We start from the raw sequence: 17,238 nt of genomic DNA, 5'->3' as shown, positions 1-17,238 counted from the left end.
TGTCAAATTCACTCGTCTTCGTCCTCATCACCCTGGGGACGTTTGACAGATAAGCAGCTGAATTTTTGTCCAATTCAGCTGCTTCTGGTTTTACTTTCTCGCTGGAGGCACGTCCGTGCAAGACCCGTGCGCCACCTCTGCCGCCATGCCGATGCTTTCGCCCAGCGTGGGGTGTGGGTGAATGGTTTTGCCGATGTCCACTGCGTCGGCGCCCATCTCGATGGCCAGAGCGATCTCGCCAATCATGTCGCCCGCGTGCGTGCCGACCATGCCGCCGCCCAATATCTTGCCGTGGCCGTGGGCCTCGGGTGAATCGTCAAACAGCAGTTTGGTCACGCCTTCGTCGCGGCCGTTAGCAATGGCGCGGCCAGAAGCCGACCAAGGGAACAAGCCCTTCTTGACTTTGATGCCTTGCGCTTTGGCTTGGTCTTCGGTCAAGCCCACCCAGGCCACTTCGGGGTCGGTGTAGGCCACGCTGGGGATGACGCGGGCGTTGAACGCAGCGGCAGCCAGCTCTTTGTTGCCTTGCAGTTCGCCGGCAATCACTTCGGCCGCCACGTGAGCTTCGTGCACCGCCTTGTGCGCCAACATGGGCTGGCCCACGATGTCGCCAATGGCGAAGATGTGCGGCACGTTGGTGCGCATTTGAATGTCGACGTTGATGAAGCCGCGGTCGGTCACCGCCACGCCGGCTTTTTCAGCGGCGAGTTTTTTGCCGTTGGGCGTGCGGCCCACGGCTTGCAAGACCAGGTCGTACACCTGCGGCGCGGGGGCTGTGCCGCCCTCTTCAGCGGGTGCAAACGTGACTTCAATGCCTTCGGGCAAGGCGCGTGCGGACACGGTCTTGGTCTTGAGCATGATGTTGTCAAAGCGCTTGGCGTTCATCTTTTGCCAGACCTTGACCAAGTCGCGGTCAGCGCCTTGCATGAGGCCGTCCATCATTTCCACCACATCGAGGCGCGCGCCCAGCGTGCTGTAAACAGTGCCCATTTCCAGGCCAATGATGCCGCCGCCCAAAATCAGCATGCGCTTGGGCACTTCTTTGAGTTCCAAAGCACCGGTGCTGTCGACCACGCGTGGATCGTTGGGCATGAAAGGCAAGCGCACAGCTTGCGAGCCCGCAGCGATGATGGCCTTCTTGAAGGCGATCACTTTTTTGCTGCCGGTTTGCGCTTGGGCTGTACCGCTGGTCTCAGACACTTCGAGGTGGTTGGCACCCACGAATTGACCCAAGCCACGCACGGTGGTGACCTTGCGCATCTTGGCCATGGCCGCCAAGCCGCCTGTGAGTTTGCCGATGACTTTTTCTTTGTGACCGCGCAGCTTGTCGATGTTGACCACCGGCTTGCCAAAGTCCACGCCGAGGTCGGCCATGTGGCTGACTTCATCCATCACGGCTGCAACGTGCAGCAAGGCTTTGGAGGGAATGCAACCCACGTTGAGGCAAACGCCGCCCAAGGTGGCGTAGCGCTCAACGATGACGACGTTCAAGCCGAGATCAGCCGCACGGAACGCAGCCGAGTAACCGCCGGGGCCACCGCCCAAGACGAGCACATCGCACTCGATGTCCGCAGAGCCGCCGAAGGATGAGGCTGTTGGTGCAGGGGCTGCGGCCACAGGCGCGGAAGCAGCAGGCGCAACCGCTGGAGCTGGCGCAACAGCTGGAGCTGGCGCAACAGCTGAGGCCGCTGGAGCGCCCTCACCTTCCAGCACCAACACCACCGAGCCTTGCTTGACCTTGTCGCCGAGCTTGACCTTGAGTTCTTTGACCACGCCACCGTGGCTGCAAGGAATTTCCATGGAGGCTTTGTCGCTCTCCACTGTGATCAGACTTTGGTCAGATTTGACGGTGTCGCCCACCTTGACCATCAACTCGATCACGGTGACTTCGTCGAAGTCGCCAATGTCAGGGACTTGAATATCAATCAGTGCCATATCAAGTCCTTAGAGCAACACGCGACGGAAGTCGCTGAGGATTTGACCTAGGAACGCGTTGAAGCGTGCCGCTGCGGCACCGTCGATGACGCGGTGGTCCCATGTCAAAGACAGGGGCAGCATCAGTCGGGGCACAAACTGCTTGCCGTCCCACACGGGCTCCATGGTGCTCTTGCACACGCCCAAGATGGCCACTTCGGGCGCGTTGATGATGGGCGTGAAGTACTTGCCACCGATGCCGCCAAGGCTGGAGATGGTGAAGGTCGCGCCGGTCATTTCTGCGGGGCTGAGTTTGCCTTCTCGCGCTTTCTTGGCCAGCTCACCCATTTCTTGGCTGATCTGCAAGACGCCTTTTTTGTCGCAATCGCGGATGACTGGGACCATCAAACCGTTGGGCGTGTCGGCGGCAAAGCCGATGTGCCAATAGTTTTTGTAGACCAGCGCATCACCGTCCAGCGAACTGTTGAACTCGGGGTATTTCTTAAGCGCGGCCACGCAGGCCTTGATCAGGAAAGCCAGCATCGTGACTTTGACGCCCGACTTTTCGTTCTCTTTGTTGGTCGAGACGCGGAAGGCTTCGAGGTCGGTGATGTCGGCGTCGTCGTGGTTGGTGACGGCCGGGATCATGATGGCGTTGCGCAGCAAATTCGCACCGCTGATCTTCTTGATGCGGCCCATTTCTTTGCGCTCGATGGGGCCGAACTTGGCAAAGTCGACCTTGGGCCAGGGGATCAAGCCCAGCTCGGAGCCGCCACCACCCGAAGCCGCAGGAGCCTTGGCCGCTTGCGCCTTGGTTTGTGCAGCACCCGACATGACGGCCTGGGTGAAGGCTTGCACGTCAGCCTCGGTGATCCGACCTTTGAGACCCGAGCCTTTGACTTCTGCGAGCGGCACACCCAGCTCGCGTGCGAACTTGCGAACCGATGGTGACGCGTGGGGCAAGCCCACCGTGTTGCCGCCAGGGGCGTGGGCAGGGGCTGCCACGGCAGCGACGGCTGCGGCCACTGGGGTTGGCGCAGCAGCGAGTGACGAAGCCACAGCCGCAGAAGCTGCAGGGGCTGCAGCAACCGCCACCGCCACAGGCGCAGCAGCAGCCACGGTGCCTTCCAAAATGGCCAGCAGATCACCGATGTTGACCGTGTCGCCCACTTTGACTTTGAGCTCTTTGAGAACGCCCGCGTGTGAGGACGGGATTTCCATCGAGGCTTTGTCGGACTCGACGGTGATAAGCGATTGCTCCACCTTGATGGTGTCGCCGGGCTTGACCATGACTTCGATGACGGCCACGTCTTTGAAGTCACCGATGTCGGGCACATGCACTTGTACGGGGCCAGATGCCGTGGCAACTGGCGCAGGGGCTACGGGGGCAGCAACGGGTGCGGGTGCAGGTGCAGCCACGGCAGCAGCGGGAGCAGCAGCTGGGGCTGGGGCTGCAGCCGCACCAGCGGCTTCAACCACCAACACGATGGAGCCTTGCTTGACCTTGTCACCCAGGGCCACGCGCATTTCTTTCACAACGCCTGCAGTGCTCGACGGGATTTCCATCGAGGCTTTGTCGGACTCCACCGTGATGAGCGATTGCTCAGCTTTGACGGTGTCGCCCACTTTGACCATCAACTCAATGACGGTCACTTCATCGAAATCCCCGATGTCCGGAACTTGAACTTCTACCAATGCCATGTTTGTCTCCAGCTTTTATGCGTACAGCGGGTTGATCTTGTCGGTATTGATACCGTACTTTTTGATCGCCTCAGCCACTTGGCTGACGGGCACTGCGCCGTCTTCGCTCAAGGCTTTGAGGGCGGCCACGACGATGTAGTGGCGATTGACCTCGAAGTGCTCGCGCAGCTTGCTGCGGAAGTCGGATCGGCCAAAACCATCGGTGCCCAGCACTTTGTAGGTGCGGCCTTTTGGAATGAAAGGACGGATCTGCTCGGCATAGGCCTTCATGTAGTCGGTCGATGCGACCACTGGGCCACTGTGCTTGGCCAGCTGTTGGCCCACGAACGACACGCGGGGTGTTTCCATGGGGTGCAGCATGTTGTGGCGCTCGGCGTCCTGACCGTCGCGGGTCAATTCGTTGAAGCTTGGGCAGCTCCACACATCGGCCTGGATGCCCCAGTCGGTGGCCAGCAGGGTTTGCGCGGCGATGGATTCGCGCAGGATGGTGCCCGAACCCAGCAGCTGCACGCGCTTGTCTCCGGCCGCACCGGGCTTGCACATGTACATGCCCTTGATGATCTGCTCTTCGGTACCAGGAGTCAGGCCTGGCATGGCATAGTTTTCATTCAACAAAGTCAGGTAGTAGAAGACGTTGTCTTGCTTCTCGACCATGCGCTTGAGACCGTGGTGCAAGATGACACCGACTTCGTGGGCGAAGGTGGGGTCATACGACACGCAGTTGGGAATGGTGTTGGCCATGATGTGGCTGTGGCCGTCTTCGTGCTGCAAACCTTCGCCGTTCAAAGTGGTGCGCCCCGATGTACCGCCCAACAAAAAGCCACGCGCTTGCATATCGCCAGCCGCCCAGGCCAAATCGCCAATGCGTTGGAAACCGAACATCGAGTAGTACACGTAGAACGGCACCATGATGCGGTTGCTGGTGGAGTAGCTGGTGGCCGCAGCGATCCAGCTCGACATGCCGCCCGCTTCGTTGATGCCTTCTTGCAGGATTTGGCCGGCTTTGTCTTCCTTGTAGTACATGACCTGGTCTTTGTCGACCGGGGTGTACTGCTGGCCTGCGGGGTTGTAAATGCCGATCTGGCGGAACAGGCCTTCCATACCGAAAGTGCGGGCTTCGTCCACCAAAATGGGGACCACGCGTGGGCCCAAGGCCTGATCACGCAGCAACTGTGTCAAAAAGCGCACGTAGGCTTGTGTGGTGGAAATTTCGCGACCTTCGGCGGTGGGCTCCATCACGGCCTTGAAGGTGTCGAGCGAAGGCACGGTGAAGCTCTCATCGGCTTTCGCACGGCGCTTGGGCAAATAACCGCCCAAAGCTTGGCGGCGCTCATGCAAATAGCGCATTTCGGGCGTGTCGTCGGCGGGCTTGTAAAAAGGGATATTCGCCAACTCGCTGTCAGGGATCGGGATATTGAAGCGGTCGCGCATGTACTTGATGTCGTCGTCCGTCAGCTTCTTGGTCTGGTGAACCGTGTTCTTACCCTCGCCCGCCTTGCCCATGCCAAAGCCCTTGACGGTCTTGATCAGCAGCACGGTGGGCTGGCCCTTGTGGTTCACGGCCTGGTGGTAAGCGGCATAGACCTTTTGTGGGTCATGACCACCGCGCTTGAGGTTCCAAATGTCGTTGTCCGACAGGTGCGCCACCATTTCCAGCGTGCGCGGGTCGCGTCCAAAGAAATGCTTGCGCACATAAGCGCCGTCGTTGGCCTTGAAGGCTTGGTAATCGCCGTCCAAGGTGTCCATCATCAGCTTGCGCAAAGCGCCGTCCTTGTCGCGGGCCAGCAGACTGTCCCACTCGCTGCCCCAGAGCAGCTTGATGACGTTCCAGCCGGAGCCACGGAACTCGCCTTCGAGCTCCTGCACGATTTTGCCGTTGCCACGCACCGGACCATCAAGGCGCTGCAGGTTGCAGTTGACAACAAAAATCAGGTTGTCCAAGTTCTCGCGAGCCGCCAAGCCAATCGCGCCCAAGGATTCCACCTCGTCCATCTCGCCGTCGCCGCAGAAAACCCAAACTTTGCGGTTTTCGGTGTTGGCAATGCCACGGGCATGCAGGTATTTCAAAAAGCGGGCCTGGTATATGGCCATCAAAGGCCCAAGGCCCATGGACACGGTGGGGAACTGCCAGAACTCGGGCATGAGTTTGGGGTGCGGGTAGCTGGACAGACCCTTACCGTCCACCTCTTGTCGGAAGTTGAGTAATTGCTCTTCGGTCAGGCGGCCTTCCAAGTAGGCACGGGCATAAACACCGGGGGACACGTGACCCTGAATGTAGAGGCAGTCGCCGCCATGGTTTTCGTTCTCGGCGTGCCAAAAATGGTTGAAACCAGCACCAAACATATGGGCCAAGGAGGCAAACGAGCCGATGTGCCCCCCCAAATCGCCACCATCGGCAGGGTTGTGGCGGTTGGCCTTGACCACCATCGCCATCGCGTTCCAGCGCATGTAAGCACGCAGACGCTCTTCGATCTCGATGTTGCCGGGGCAACGTGCTTCTTCGGTGGACTCAATGGTGTTGACATAACCCGTCGTGGCCGAAAAAGGCAAATCAATGCTGTGCTGACGGGCTTCTTCCAGCAGGCCTTCAAGTAAAAAGTGGGCGCGCTCTGGCCCCGCTTTTTCGATCACAGCGGACAAAGCGTCCATCCACTCACGTGTTTCTTGGCTGTCTAGGTCTTGCACCGGTTGCTGGGGTGTTGCCGCTGTCATGTTTGTCTCCTGGTGGTCATGGTCTTTGAACTGGCTGGAATTTTCCCATATTTTTATATTTATTTCAAATTATGCTGATTCATTCTGCATAGTGAAATTTTATGGAAGTGAAGCACCTGAGCAAGATGGCTTGGACATGTCAGTCCTCTAAACTCGGGACATGGAATTGAACAAGACCACATCGGTTGTGAAAAATGTGAGCCCATGGACTTGGTGGTTGTCTTGGTGGCGTCGGCAATCGCCCAACCGTCAAGACCGTTTTGCCAACTTGGCTCCTGTAGCCGCGGTGGTGTTGTTTTTGGCTGCCATTGCCAGTGCATTCTGGTATCTGAGGGTTGAGGAAGTCGAACGGGAACAGGAAGCCATTAAACGAGATGTGGAATACGCCCAGCAACGCCTGAGGCTTCGCCTGCTGGAAAGGCAAGAACAGGTGATGCGCCTGGCCAGGGATGTGTCTAACCGTGAGATTCGGTACGAGCAATTCATGATGCGCTCTGAGTCATTGGTCCAGCAGTACCCGGAATTTTTGACACTGACATGGATCGATGACCGGCGCCGGATCGTGGCCAACCAAAGCATCTCCAGCATTTCCTCCAGCCAGCAGTTGCGCACTGGCAGCACATTGAAGACAGGCGACACAGAGAGCCTTTTCAGTTTGACCAGAGACCTGATGCAACCCATTTATGGACAAATCACCTTTGAAACCGACCGCGACTCAAGCATGAACGTGTTGCAGCTGCACTCACCGCTGAGCAATGACCAAGGTCGGTTCAATGGGGTCATCATGGCGCAGTACAGCATGGAAGGGCTGCTGCGGTATGGCATCCCCACAGAGGTTTTGGCCAAATATGCCGTCGCCCTGCAAGACGGGGAGGGACGCTTGCTGGCCGGTCAATCCATTGGTTCACGGGCGGTTATATGGTCTTTGTTGCCGGGCAGCGACAAGCCGCACAATGATTTTGAAATCCCGGTCTCCCCCGTTGGCAACGACTTGGTGTTGCGTGCGCAAACCTGGCGCACCTCCCAGGGTTTGGTGGGCAGTGGTCTGTTTTGGCTGGTCAGCGTTTTGAGCGCGATGACCGCCTGGATGCTGATCGCCAACTGGCGACACACCCGCAGACGACTGCAGGCTCAAAAGGCCTTGGTGGCCGAGACCAATTTTCGCCGCGCCATGGAAAACTCCTTGCTGACGGGCATGCGGGCGCTGGATCTGCGCGGTCGGATCACGTATGTGAACCCGGGTTTTTGCCATATGACCGGCTGGAGTGAATCCGACTTGGTGGGCGCCGTTGCGCCTTTTCCATACTGGCCTGAACAAGACCGTGAGCTGTTGATGCGGCGCTTGGAAGAAGAAATCAGCGGACAACATTCGGCCGGGGGATTTCAGGTACGTGTGAAGCGCAAAAATGGCCAATTGTTTGAAGCCCGGATGTACGTGTCCCCCTTGATCGACGCCACAGGCAAACAAACCGGGTGGATGACATCGATGACCGACATCACCGAACCCAACCGCATCCGGGAACAACTGGCGAACTCGCACGAACGCTTCACCATCGTGTTGGAGGCGCTGGACGCCTCGGTGTCTGTGGCGCCCTTGGGAAGCGAAGAACTTCTATTTGCCAACAAACTTTACCGTTTGTGGTTTGGGCAAGACACCGGAGGGCACCTTAGGCTGGTGCAACAGGCGGGGGCCTACAGCGGTGAGCGAGCGTCCGAAGATGTGGACGACATGGCCGGCCTGCCAACTGTGGGGCTTCCCGCCGCCGGATCCGAAAACGCAGAAATCTTCGTGCCTGAACTGGGCAAATGGCTGGAAGTCCGGTCCCGTTACATCAACTGGGCAGATGGCCGTCTGGCCCAAATGGTGATTGCCAGCGACATCACGCCACGACGCCAAGCAGAAGAACTGGCAGCGCAACAAGCCGAACGGGCCCAGACCGCCAGCAGCTTGATCACCATGGGCGAAATGGCGTCCAGTGTGGCGCACGAATTGAACCAACCCTTGACCGCCATCAGCAACTACTGCAGCGGCATGATCTCTCGCATCCAGGCCAAACAAGTCAAGGAAGAAGACCTGCTTTGGGCTTTGGAAAAAACAGCCCACCAAGCCCAACGGGCCGGGCAAATCATTTTGCGCATTCGCAGCTTTGTCAAACGCAGCGAACCCAACCGCACCCTGTCAGACGTTTCGGCCATGGTCAGCGAATCGCTGGAACTGGCCGAAATCGAGCTGCGCCGACGCCATGTTCGCCTGACCCACCACATCGCAGCCCGTTTGCCACAACTTTGGGTGGACCCGATCCTGATCGAGCAAGTTCTGGTGAATTTGATCAAAAATGCCGCCGAATCGATCGATAACGCCAACCGACCGCCTGAACATCGCCAGGTTGAATTGAGCATCCTGCCCAAGACCCTTGACAAGCAGTCGGTGGTGGAGTTTTCGGTCACCGACACGGGTGCAGGCCTGCCACCCGAGTCGATTGAACGGGTTTATGAAGCCTTTTTCTCGACCAAAGTTGAAGGCATGGGCATTGGCTTGAATTTGTGCCGAAGCATTGTGGAATCGCACCAGGGCAGGATCAAAGCCGAGAACATCTACAATGCCGACGAGGTCACAGGCTGCCGATTCTCCTTTTGGATACCGGTGGAAACTGATGAACCACATCACAACCCACTGGGGTAACCGAATGAGTTTGATACCAAAAAAAGGCACTGTCTACGTTGTCGATGATGACGAAGCCGTGCGTGATTCCTTGCAATGGTTGCTGGAAGGCAAGGACTACAGGGTGCGTTGCTTTGACAGCGCAGAGTCTTTCATCAGCCGCTACGACCCCCGCGAAGTGGCCTGTTTGATTGCCGATATCCGAATGGGCGGCATGAGCGGCATGGAGCTGCAGGACCGTTTGATCGAGCGACGCTCCCCCTTGCCCATCGTCTTCATCACCGGCCATGGCGACGTGCCCATGGCGGTCAACACCATGAAAAAAGGCGCGATGGATTTCATCCAGAAGCCTTTTAAAGAGGAAGAGCTGCTGGGCTTGGTGGAACGCATGCTGGACGAAGCACGCGACTCGTTTGCAGATTACCAGCAAGCCGCCAGCCGTGATGCCCTGCTCTCCAAACTCACAGGCCGCGAAGCCCAGGTGCTCGAGCGCATCGTGGCCGGACGCCTGAACAAACAAATCGCCGACGATCTGGGCATCAGCATCAAGACAGTCGAAGCCCACCGCGCCAACATCATGGAAAAGCTCAACGCCAACACCGTGGCCGACCTGCTCAAGATCGCGCTCGGGCAAAACGCACCCAAGGCCTGAACCGACCACCCCCGACCAAAACGCCCGCACCCGTCGGGCGTTTTGCATTTTTTCTCTGACTTTTCGAGTTTTCTCATATGACGGCCCAACTCATCGACGGCAACGAGCTTTCCAAACAACTGAGGACCGAGGTTGCCACCCGCGCCAAAGCCCTCAAAGCCAAAGGGGTCACGCCAGGCCTGGCCGTGTTGCTGGTGGGCGACAACCCGGCAAGCCAGGTCTATGTGCGCAACAAGGTCAAAGCCTGCGAAGACAGCGGCCTGCATTCAGTGCTCGAAAAGTACGACGCCACCCTGACCGAAGCCGATTTGCTGGCCCGCGTCACAGCGCTCAACAACGATCCGTCGATCCACGGCATTTTGGTGCAGTTGCCCTTGCCTGCCCACATCGACGCGCAAAAGGTGATTGAGGCCATCAGCCCCGCCAAAGACGTGGACGGGTTCCACATCGCCAGCGCTGGTGCCCTGATGACCGGCATGTCCGGTTTCTGGCCCTGCACGCCTTATGGCTGCATGAAGATGCTCGAAAGCATCGGCTACGACCTGCGCGGCAAACATGCTGTGGTCATTGGGCGCAGCACTATAGTGGGCAAACCCATGGCGCTGATGCTGCTGCAAAAAGACGCCACCGTGACGGTGGTGCACTCGCGCACCCAAAACCTCAAAGCGCTGACCTTGTTGGCCGACGTGATCGTGGCCGCTGTGGGCAAACGCAACGTGCTCACGGCCGACATGGTCAAGCCCGGCGCCGTGGTGCTGGACGTGGGCATGAACCGCAATGACGAAGGCAAGCTCTGCGGCGACGTGGACTTTGAAGGCGTCAAACAAGTCGCCAGCCACATCACCCCTGTGCCCGGCGGCGTCGGCCCCATGACCATCACCATGCTGCTGGTCAACACCCTTGAAGCAGCCGAACACGCCTCCAAGTAAGCGATTCACCCGGGGCTACCCCCCATTTTTTCTGTCATCACCGGATTCCCCATGACCAACCCCTTGCTCGACACCTCTGGCCTGCCCCTGTTTGACCGCATCGCCCCCGAGCATGTGGCCCCGGCCATGGATGAATTGCTGGCCGCTGCCGAAAAAGCATTGGACACCGTGACGACCAACGACTTTCCCGCTGAATGGCAAGCCATTGCCCAAACTCTGGACGTGAGCACCGAGCGCTTGGGCATGGCCTGGGGCGCGATCTCACACCTCAACAGCGTGGCCGACACGCCCGAGTTGCGCGCCGCCTACAACGCCGCCCTGCCCCGCGTGACCGAGTTTTGGACCCGCTTGGGCAGCGACGAGCGTTTGTACGCCAAATACAAGGCCATTGACGCGGCCAGTCTGAATACCGAGCAAACCCAAGCGCGCAAAAACGCCTTGCGCGGCTTTGTGCTGGGGGGGGCCGAATTGCAAGGCGCGGCCAAAGAGCGCTACACCGCCATCCAGGAGCGTTTGGCGGAAATCACGCAAAAGTTCAGTGAAAACACGCTGGACGCCACCGACAAGTTTGCCTTGTATGTCAGCGAAGACCAGCTCAAAGGCGTGCCCGCCGATGTGGTGCAAGCCACCCGAGATGCCGCGCAAAAAGAAGGCAAAGAGGGACACCGTCTGAGCTTGAAAATGCCAGTCTATTTGCCCGTCATGCAGTTCGCCGACAGCGGCGCACTGCGGGAGCAGCTCTACAAGGCGTATGTCACCCGCGCCTCAGACCAAGCCCCTGATGACGCCAAGCACTTCGACAACACCCCCTTGATGCAGGAAATTCTGGCGCTGCGCCAGGAAGAAGCCCATCTGCTGGGCTTTGACAACTACGCCCAAGTCTCAGTGGTGCCCAAGATGGCCGAGTCGCCCGAAAAAGTCACCACCTTCTTGCGTGACTTGGCGGCCAAAGCCCGGCCCTTTGCCGAAAAAGACCTGGCCGACCTGCGCGAATTTGCAAGCAAGGCGCTGGGCATCACCGGTCCCTTGAACGCCTGGGATGTGCCCTACTTGTCCGAAAAGCTCAAGGAAGCGCGTTACAGCTTCAGTGAGCAAGAGGTCAAGCAATACTTCACCGCGCCCAAGGTGATGGCCGGACTGTTCAAAATCATCGAAACCCTGTTCGAAGTCAGCATCCGCGCCGACCAGGCCCCGATCTGGCACCCGGCGGTGGCGTTTTACCGCATCGAGCGCAACGGTCAGTTGGTGGGCCAGTTCTACCTCGACCCCCCAGCACGCGCCGGCAAGCGTGGCGGCGCGTGGATGGACGATGTGCGCGGCCGCTGGCAACGCCCCGACACCGGCCTGCTGCAAACCCCGGTGGCGCATTTGGTCTGCAACTTTGCCGAAGGCGTCAATGGCCAACCCGCCTTGCTGACGCACGACGACGTCATCACCCTCTTCCACGAATTTGGCCACGGCCTGCACCACATGCTCACCCAAGTGAACGAACGCGATGTTTCGGGCATCAGCGGCGTGGAATGGGACGCGGTCGAGTTGCCCAGCCAATTCATGGAAAACTTCTGCTGGGAATGGTCGGTACTGCGCCACATGACAGCCCATGTAGAAACGGGCGAACCCCTGCCGCGGGCGCTGTTTGACAAGATGCTGGCCGCCAAAAACTTCCAGAGCGGCTTGCAAACCCTGCGCCAGATCGAGTTTTCGCTGTTTGACATGCTGGTGCACTCTGAACACGACCCGGCGCAAGACTTCATGCCGCTGCTGGGCCAAGTGCGTGACGAGGTGGCGGTGCTGCGCCCCCCCGCCTTCAACCGCATGGCCCACACCTTCAGTCACATCTTTGCCGGCGGTTACGCTGCGGGCTATTACAGCTATAAATGGGCCGAGGTGCTGAGCGCCGACGCCTACGCCGCGTTTGAGGAAACCGCTGCTGCCGATGGCACGCCCAGCGTGGAAACCGGCCGCCTTTACCGCCAAGCGATTTTGGAAGCGGGTGGCAGTCGCCCAGCGCTGGAATCTTTCAAGGCTTTCCGGGGCCGAGAGCCGAGCCTCGACGCCTTGCTGAGACACCAAGGCATGGTCACGGTTTGAAGCTCGGCCAGGATGAGGGTACCTTACAGACAGCCAGCGCCTCTGTAAATGCAGCTTGCTTACCCTAGATAACGTTGTTGCGCCACCTTCACGCGTCAAAGCTTCACCAACAACCGCGTTGGACCGGAGATGGAACCCTAGGTAGTTGATTTACTTAGGGTTTTTTAAATTTTCCTTTTATAAAAATACACTGAAAGATACACTTTTTCGGTATCTATTTCCTTAAAAAAATTTGGCAAATTTTACTAAATTAGCACTTGCAATTGACTTTGAGCAACAATCAATGACTAGGCATGTTGGAACAACATTAGGCCTAAAAAGTTATCTTTATATTTAAAAAAATTAAAAATTTGTTGACAGACACCGATGGCTGATTTTTAATATTCACACGTGAATAAGCCACAATTGACAAATAATAGATTCCAACATTTTTGATGAATTTCAGCAAAGTGATATTTCCATTAACTCTGGACTGTACAAACTCGTTTTCAATGCCAAGCGCGGCATGATGGTGGCCGTGGGCGAAGACGTGGCCTTTGACGGTGCGGGCGGCGCAAGCCGCACCCGCGCCACCCGCACAGCTCATGTGGGCCTGCCTCGCCCGCGCGCCCTGCCCTTATTCCTGGCAGCGGTGTTTGGCGGTTTCGCTGGCATGCCGCAGCAGGTGTGGGCGGTGCAGGGGGGGCAAGTGGTGCAGGGTGCAGCCACCATTCAATCGCAGGGCGCCAAAACCCAGATCAACCAGACCAGCCAAAACGCTGTCATCCAGTGGCAAAACTTCAACATTGGCGCGAGCCAATCGGTGAAGTTTGTTCAGCCCAACGCGTCTTCTGCTGTGCTCAACCGGGTGATGTCCAATGAGCCCAGCACCATTGCCGGGCAGCTCAGCGCCAACTGGCGGGTGTTCATCGTCAACCCCAACGGGGTGATCTTCAGCCAAGGCGCTCAGATCGATGTGGGCGCCCTGATCGCCTCGACCCTGAACATCGGCAACGCCGACTTCATGGCCGGGCGCTACCCATTCAAGGCCGACGGCCAAGCGCTGCAAGGCACCGTGGTCAACCAAGGCAACATCAAGGCCGTGCAAGCGGCGCTGCTGGGCGCGCAGGTCCGCAACAGCGGCACCATCGAGGCCAACACCGCTTTGGCGGCGGGCGAATCCATCACGCTGCAACTGGGCGCCAGCGACCTGCAAGTGGCCGTCGATGCGGCCGGGCTGCGTGCCTTGGTCGACAACCAAGGCCTCATCCGCGCTCCGGGTGGGCAGATCATCCTCACCGCCGCAGGCCGTGACAGCTTGCTGCGCGCAGCGGTCACCAACACCGGCACGCTGGACGCCAACAGCGTGAGCACCGAAGGCGGGCGCATTGTGCTCAAAGCCATCGGGGGTGATGCGCGCGTGGGCGGCAGCGTCAGCGCCGACAGTGCGGGGGCCCAAGGCGGCAGCGTGCAGGTCACGGGCCAAACGGTGCGCGTCACGGGCGATGCCCAGCTCAGCGCCAGTGGTGCCACGGGCGGCGGCGAAGTGCTGGTGGGCGGCGGCTGGCAGGGCCAAGACCAACGCCTGGCCAATGCCCAAAGCACCACCATCGAGTCTGGGGCCATTTTGCGCGCCGACGCCACAGTCAAGGGCCAAGGCGGCACCGTGGTGGCCTAGTCTGACGACCGCACCCAAGTGGCTGCCAGCCTGAGCGCATAAGGCGGTGCGCAAGGGGGTGACGGCGGCCGCATCGAGACGTCGGGCAAACACACACTGGACGTGACGGGCATCCGCGTGAATGCGGGTGCTGCACCAGGCCAAGGCGGGCAAGGTGGCGAATGGCTGCTGGACCCGACCAACATCACCATCACGCGCGGCAGCAACGACCAGGGCGCGGGTGCGCTGGCGGTCAGTGGCGAGAACTCCACCATCACCGACACCACCATCAACAACGTGCTCAACACGGGCACGAGCGTGACGCTGCAGACCGCCAGCAGCGCAGGCGCAGACGGTGACATCGTGATCAACGGCCGAGACGACATCGGGGGTGCGGCGCAGATCCTCAAGACCGCGGGGGGCGATGCCTCGCTGACCTTCAGGGCCGACCGCAACTTTGGCATGAACGGTGGCGCGTCGATCGTGTCGACCAGTGGCAAGCTCAATGTGCGGGTCATCACGCGGGCCTCGGATCTTGACCCGGACAAGGTCACCGGTGGCGTGGCCGTCTTCGGCAACAGCTACAACGGCACGCTGAACAAAAACCCCCTGCTAGACAATAACACCACCAATGAGTACCTCCTCTCGAGCTCCCTGTATGGCTACGCCAGCGTCACCATCAAGACCTTGGGCGGTGATTTTTCTGTGGGCGGGGGCAGTGCGGGCACGGGCGCGGCCTCAGGGGCGATGATCAACGGGCTGGACAACACCACGCCCAGCCTGATCGATTTGCGCAGCAACCCCAGCAGCCTGACCTCGCCTGCCGGGGCCTTCAGTATCAAAGCGGCCGATGGTGTGGAAAACGGGGTCACGCTCAAGCATGCGGTGTTGTAAATAGGCTTCGCCAGGGTGTATGCCGATGGCATCGTGCTCAGCGCAACCAAGACGGCTGCAAGCCCCGATATGCTCAACTCCACCATTGGGCGCATAGCGTTTGCCCTCATGTTGGGGCGACCCCATTCTTATCTTCCCACGGGTTGGTCCCCCGACAGAAACATTGGCACCTGGTTGTACAACACCGGCGCCAAGGACATCAGCATCTCGAGTACCCTCGGCTTGGGGAACTTCGATGCAGGCGTCAACGCTACCTGGATGAACGGCGCCTCGATTCGCCAATACGGCAGCGGCAACTTGGCCGTTTCGGGGCGCTTTGTCGGCCTCTCAGATGCCAGCGCAAGTGTCGGTTCCCTCTTCAACTCCAACGGCCCCAACAATGCCCCATTGGACATCCGGGGGGGCTCCGATATCCAAACCTTGGGGGGCGGCAGCATCACCCTCAGGGGCGAAAACGACTTGGCCATTGGCATCCCCTGGCTGCGTCCCAGCGTGCTTCTGGAGGCCAATTTCAACAGCACTTACTCCTCTCCGACCGTAGAAGGCATCAATCCTCCTTCGACGGGCAACATCAACAGCAACACGATGTTTTCGACGGGTGATATCACCATTGTCGGCACCTACAAGCTCAGCTCCAGTGCCGTTGGCAACGGCACCAACACAGAGAATCCGCGTTCAACCCCAGGGGGCATCGGCATCAACGGCTGGAAGTTGATCGCCAACAATGCCGTTAACCTGCAGTCGACCTTGACCGACGCCAATGGCGTCGTCCGTGGGGGTGGGGTGCAAATTGGCGGCGATGTCGGTGTGTATGGCGGTGGCCCCTTGGTCAGCGCCCCGCAACTCAACATCACGGCCAATCAGGTGTGGGGCAGCACCACCGTGCCCGCACGTGGCCAGATCTTGGCCAATGCCGTGAATCTGACCACCTTGGGCGGTACCATCAGTGGCGATGCGCTGCAGGTGGGTGGGGCTTCGAGCTCCTTGTACGCAACCTCGGTCATCTCCGATACCTTCTTGAGAAACATCGGTGATGCGGCTTTCACCCTCAACGCCAGCAGCCTGACCCATGGGGTGAGTTTGCAAACCAATGCACTGCCCAATCTGGGCAGCTTCACCCTCCATGCAGGGGCCAACACCATCACCATCGACAGGCCCTTGGCCGCGCAAAGCCTGAGCTTGAGCACCACCGGCAATGTGGTGCAAAACACCAGTCTGACGGGCCGCACCGGGGTCAGCGTGCAAGCGGCCAACCTCACGCAAAACAACGGCGCACTGATCACCAGCGCGTTGGGCAATGTGGACTTGACCCTGACGAACACAGCCACCTTGTCGGACAACCAGCTGCAAACCGCCCAAGCCCCCTTGGGGCGGGTACAGGTTGTCCAGGCCAGTGGCACCCAAAGCGTGGGTACAGCGGCCACACCCGCTGGCCCTGCGCACACCACCGCCTCGCTGCTGGCCTTAACGGCCAGCCAAGCGGCGGCGCTCGGGGCTGACAGCTTGCCCGTGTGGCGCACGCTCAGCCCGGCGCAGCTGGCTTCGCTCAGCCCCACCGTGTTGGCGGCGGTGCCGCAGGCCATTTTGTCCAGCTTGCTCCCATCCCAGCTGTCGGCCCTGACGCCCGCGCAAGCTGCAGCCTTGCCTGCGGGCAACTGGGCGAGCTTGCAAGTGGTGCAACTGCAGCTGGTGCCTGCCGCCGCTGCGGCGGCCATGCCTTTGGCGGCCTGGCAAATGCTCAGCGCCACCCAAGTCGAGGCCCTGCCCTCCACGGTGCTGCTGCTCATGTCCAGCAGCACCTTGGCCGGCTTGACGCCCGATGTCGTGGCCAAGATCACGCAGCGGCAATGGCAACACCTGACAGCGGCGCAAGCGGCGCTTTTGCCGGACCGCTTTTTCTTGGGTTTGAGCGCCATCCAGTTGGCGGGCTTGAACGCCGACGTCATTTCGGGGCTCTCGCCGACCGTGGCCGGGCAGTTGTCGACCAGCTTGACGCTGGGCCAGATCTATGCCCTGCCAGTGGCCCCCAAGGCTTCTGCCTAAGTGG

The 17,238-nt window shown here is 59.6% G+C and carries 10 protein-coding genes; 7 read left to right on the top strand and 3 right to left on the bottom strand.

Features of this window, described 5'->3' with window-relative positions:
• Positions 1–90 precede the first annotated feature (90 nt).
• From lpdA to aceE, 3 genes are read right to left on the bottom strand one after another with little or no spacing between them, the layout of a single operon-like run.
• Complete coding sequence (gene lpdA, locus ABWQ00_RS09285) at positions 91–1,935, bottom strand: dihydrolipoyl dehydrogenase (RefSeq protein ID WP_353238385.1); 1,845 nt, start codon at positions 1,933–1,935, stop codon at positions 91–93.
• 9 nt (positions 1,936–1,944) lie between these two features.
• Positions 1,945–3,615: a dihydrolipoyllysine-residue acetyltransferase gene (aceF, locus tag ABWQ00_RS09280; RefSeq protein WP_353238384.1), complete on the bottom strand. Its 1,671-nt coding sequence runs from the start codon at positions 3,613–3,615 to the stop codon at positions 1,945–1,947.
• Positions 3,616–3,630: 15 nt separating this feature from the next.
• Positions 3,631–6,327 (bottom strand): pyruvate dehydrogenase (acetyl-transferring), homodimeric type, encoded by a 2,697-nt coding sequence (gene aceE, locus ABWQ00_RS09275; RefSeq protein ID WP_353238383.1) that lies wholly within the window; start codon positions 6,325–6,327, stop codon positions 3,631–3,633.
• Between the two features lie 160 nt (positions 6,328–6,487).
• Here aceE and ABWQ00_RS09270 point away from each other — a divergent pair, with 160 nt between their 5' ends.
• The 7 genes from ABWQ00_RS09270 (at position 6,488) to ABWQ00_RS09240 (ending at position 17,234) form a co-directional block, all read left to right on the top strand.
• Entirely contained in the window at positions 6,488–9,010 is a 2,523-nt protein-coding gene (locus tag ABWQ00_RS09270; RefSeq protein ID WP_353238382.1) for a PAS domain-containing sensor histidine kinase, read from the top strand.
• Positions 9,011–9,014: 4 nt separating this feature from the next.
• Positions 9,015–9,641 (top strand): response regulator transcription factor, encoded by a 627-nt coding sequence (locus ABWQ00_RS09265; RefSeq protein ID WP_353238381.1) that lies wholly within the window; start codon positions 9,015–9,017, stop codon positions 9,639–9,641.
• A gap of 77 nt (positions 9,642–9,718) precedes the next feature.
• On the top strand, positions 9,719–10,570 hold the full coding sequence (folD, locus tag ABWQ00_RS09260) for a bifunctional methylenetetrahydrofolate dehydrogenase/methenyltetrahydrofolate cyclohydrolase FolD (RefSeq protein WP_353238380.1): 852 nt from the start codon (positions 9,719–9,721) through the stop codon (positions 10,568–10,570).
• A 51-nt stretch (positions 10,571–10,621) separates the two neighbouring features.
• Positions 10,622–12,661, top strand: a complete 2,040-nt coding sequence (locus ABWQ00_RS09255; protein WP_353238379.1) for a M3 family metallopeptidase — start codon at positions 10,622–10,624, stop codon at positions 12,659–12,661.
• Positions 12,662–13,166: 505 nt separating this feature from the next.
• The gene (locus tag ABWQ00_RS09250; protein WP_502908109.1) at positions 13,167–14,318 is read left to right on the top strand and encodes a two-partner secretion domain-containing protein; all 1,152 of its coding nucleotides are present in this window, start codon (positions 13,167–13,169) and stop codon (positions 14,316–14,318) included.
• Positions 14,319–14,420: 102 nt separating this feature from the next.
• On the top strand, positions 14,421–15,191 hold the full coding sequence (locus tag ABWQ00_RS09245) for a hypothetical protein (protein ID WP_353238378.1): 771 nt from the start codon (positions 14,421–14,423) through the stop codon (positions 15,189–15,191).
• A 69-nt stretch (positions 15,192–15,260) separates the two neighbouring features.
• Complete coding sequence (locus tag ABWQ00_RS09240) at positions 15,261–17,234, top strand: hypothetical protein (RefSeq protein WP_353238377.1); 1,974 nt, start codon at positions 15,261–15,263, stop codon at positions 17,232–17,234.
• The last annotated feature ends 4 nt before the right edge of the window (positions 17,235–17,238 follow it).

Origin of the sequence: Limnohabitans sp., from assembly GCF_040400975.1 — a bacterium.
Taxonomy (GTDB): domain Bacteria; phylum Pseudomonadota; class Gammaproteobacteria; order Burkholderiales; family Burkholderiaceae_C; genus Limnohabitans_A.
The sequence above is the reverse complement of the archived record's forward strand: the minus strand, read 5'-3'. Positions and strand labels throughout refer to the sequence as shown.

Bases quoted from the DNA above. Each gene is read 5' to 3' on its own strand.
- lpdA (WP_353238385.1), bottom strand. From the start codon at position 1,935: ATGGCACTGATTGATATTCAAGTCCCTGACATTGGCGACTTCGACGAA.
- aceF (WP_353238384.1), bottom strand. From the start codon at position 3,615: ATGGCATTGGTAGAAGTTCAAGTTCCGGACATCGGGGATTTCGATGAA.
- aceE (WP_353238383.1), bottom strand. From the start codon at position 6,327: ATGACAGCGGCAACACCCCAGCAACCGGTGCAAGACCTAGACAGCCAA.
- ABWQ00_RS09270 (WP_353238382.1), top strand. From the start codon at position 6,488: ATGGAATTGAACAAGACCACATCGGTTGTGAAAAATGTGAGCCCATGG.
- ABWQ00_RS09265 (WP_353238381.1), top strand. From the start codon at position 9,015: ATGAGTTTGATACCAAAAAAAGGCACTGTCTACGTTGTCGATGATGAC.
- folD (WP_353238380.1), top strand. From the start codon at position 9,719: ATGACGGCCCAACTCATCGACGGCAACGAGCTTTCCAAACAACTGAGG.
- ABWQ00_RS09255 (WP_353238379.1), top strand. From the start codon at position 10,622: ATGACCAACCCCTTGCTCGACACCTCTGGCCTGCCCCTGTTTGACCGC.
- ABWQ00_RS09250 (WP_502908109.1), top strand. From the start codon at position 13,167: ATGATGGTGGCCGTGGGCGAAGACGTGGCCTTTGACGGTGCGGGCGGC.
- ABWQ00_RS09240 (WP_353238377.1), top strand. From the start codon at position 15,261: ATGCTCAACTCCACCATTGGGCGCATAGCGTTTGCCCTCATGTTGGGG.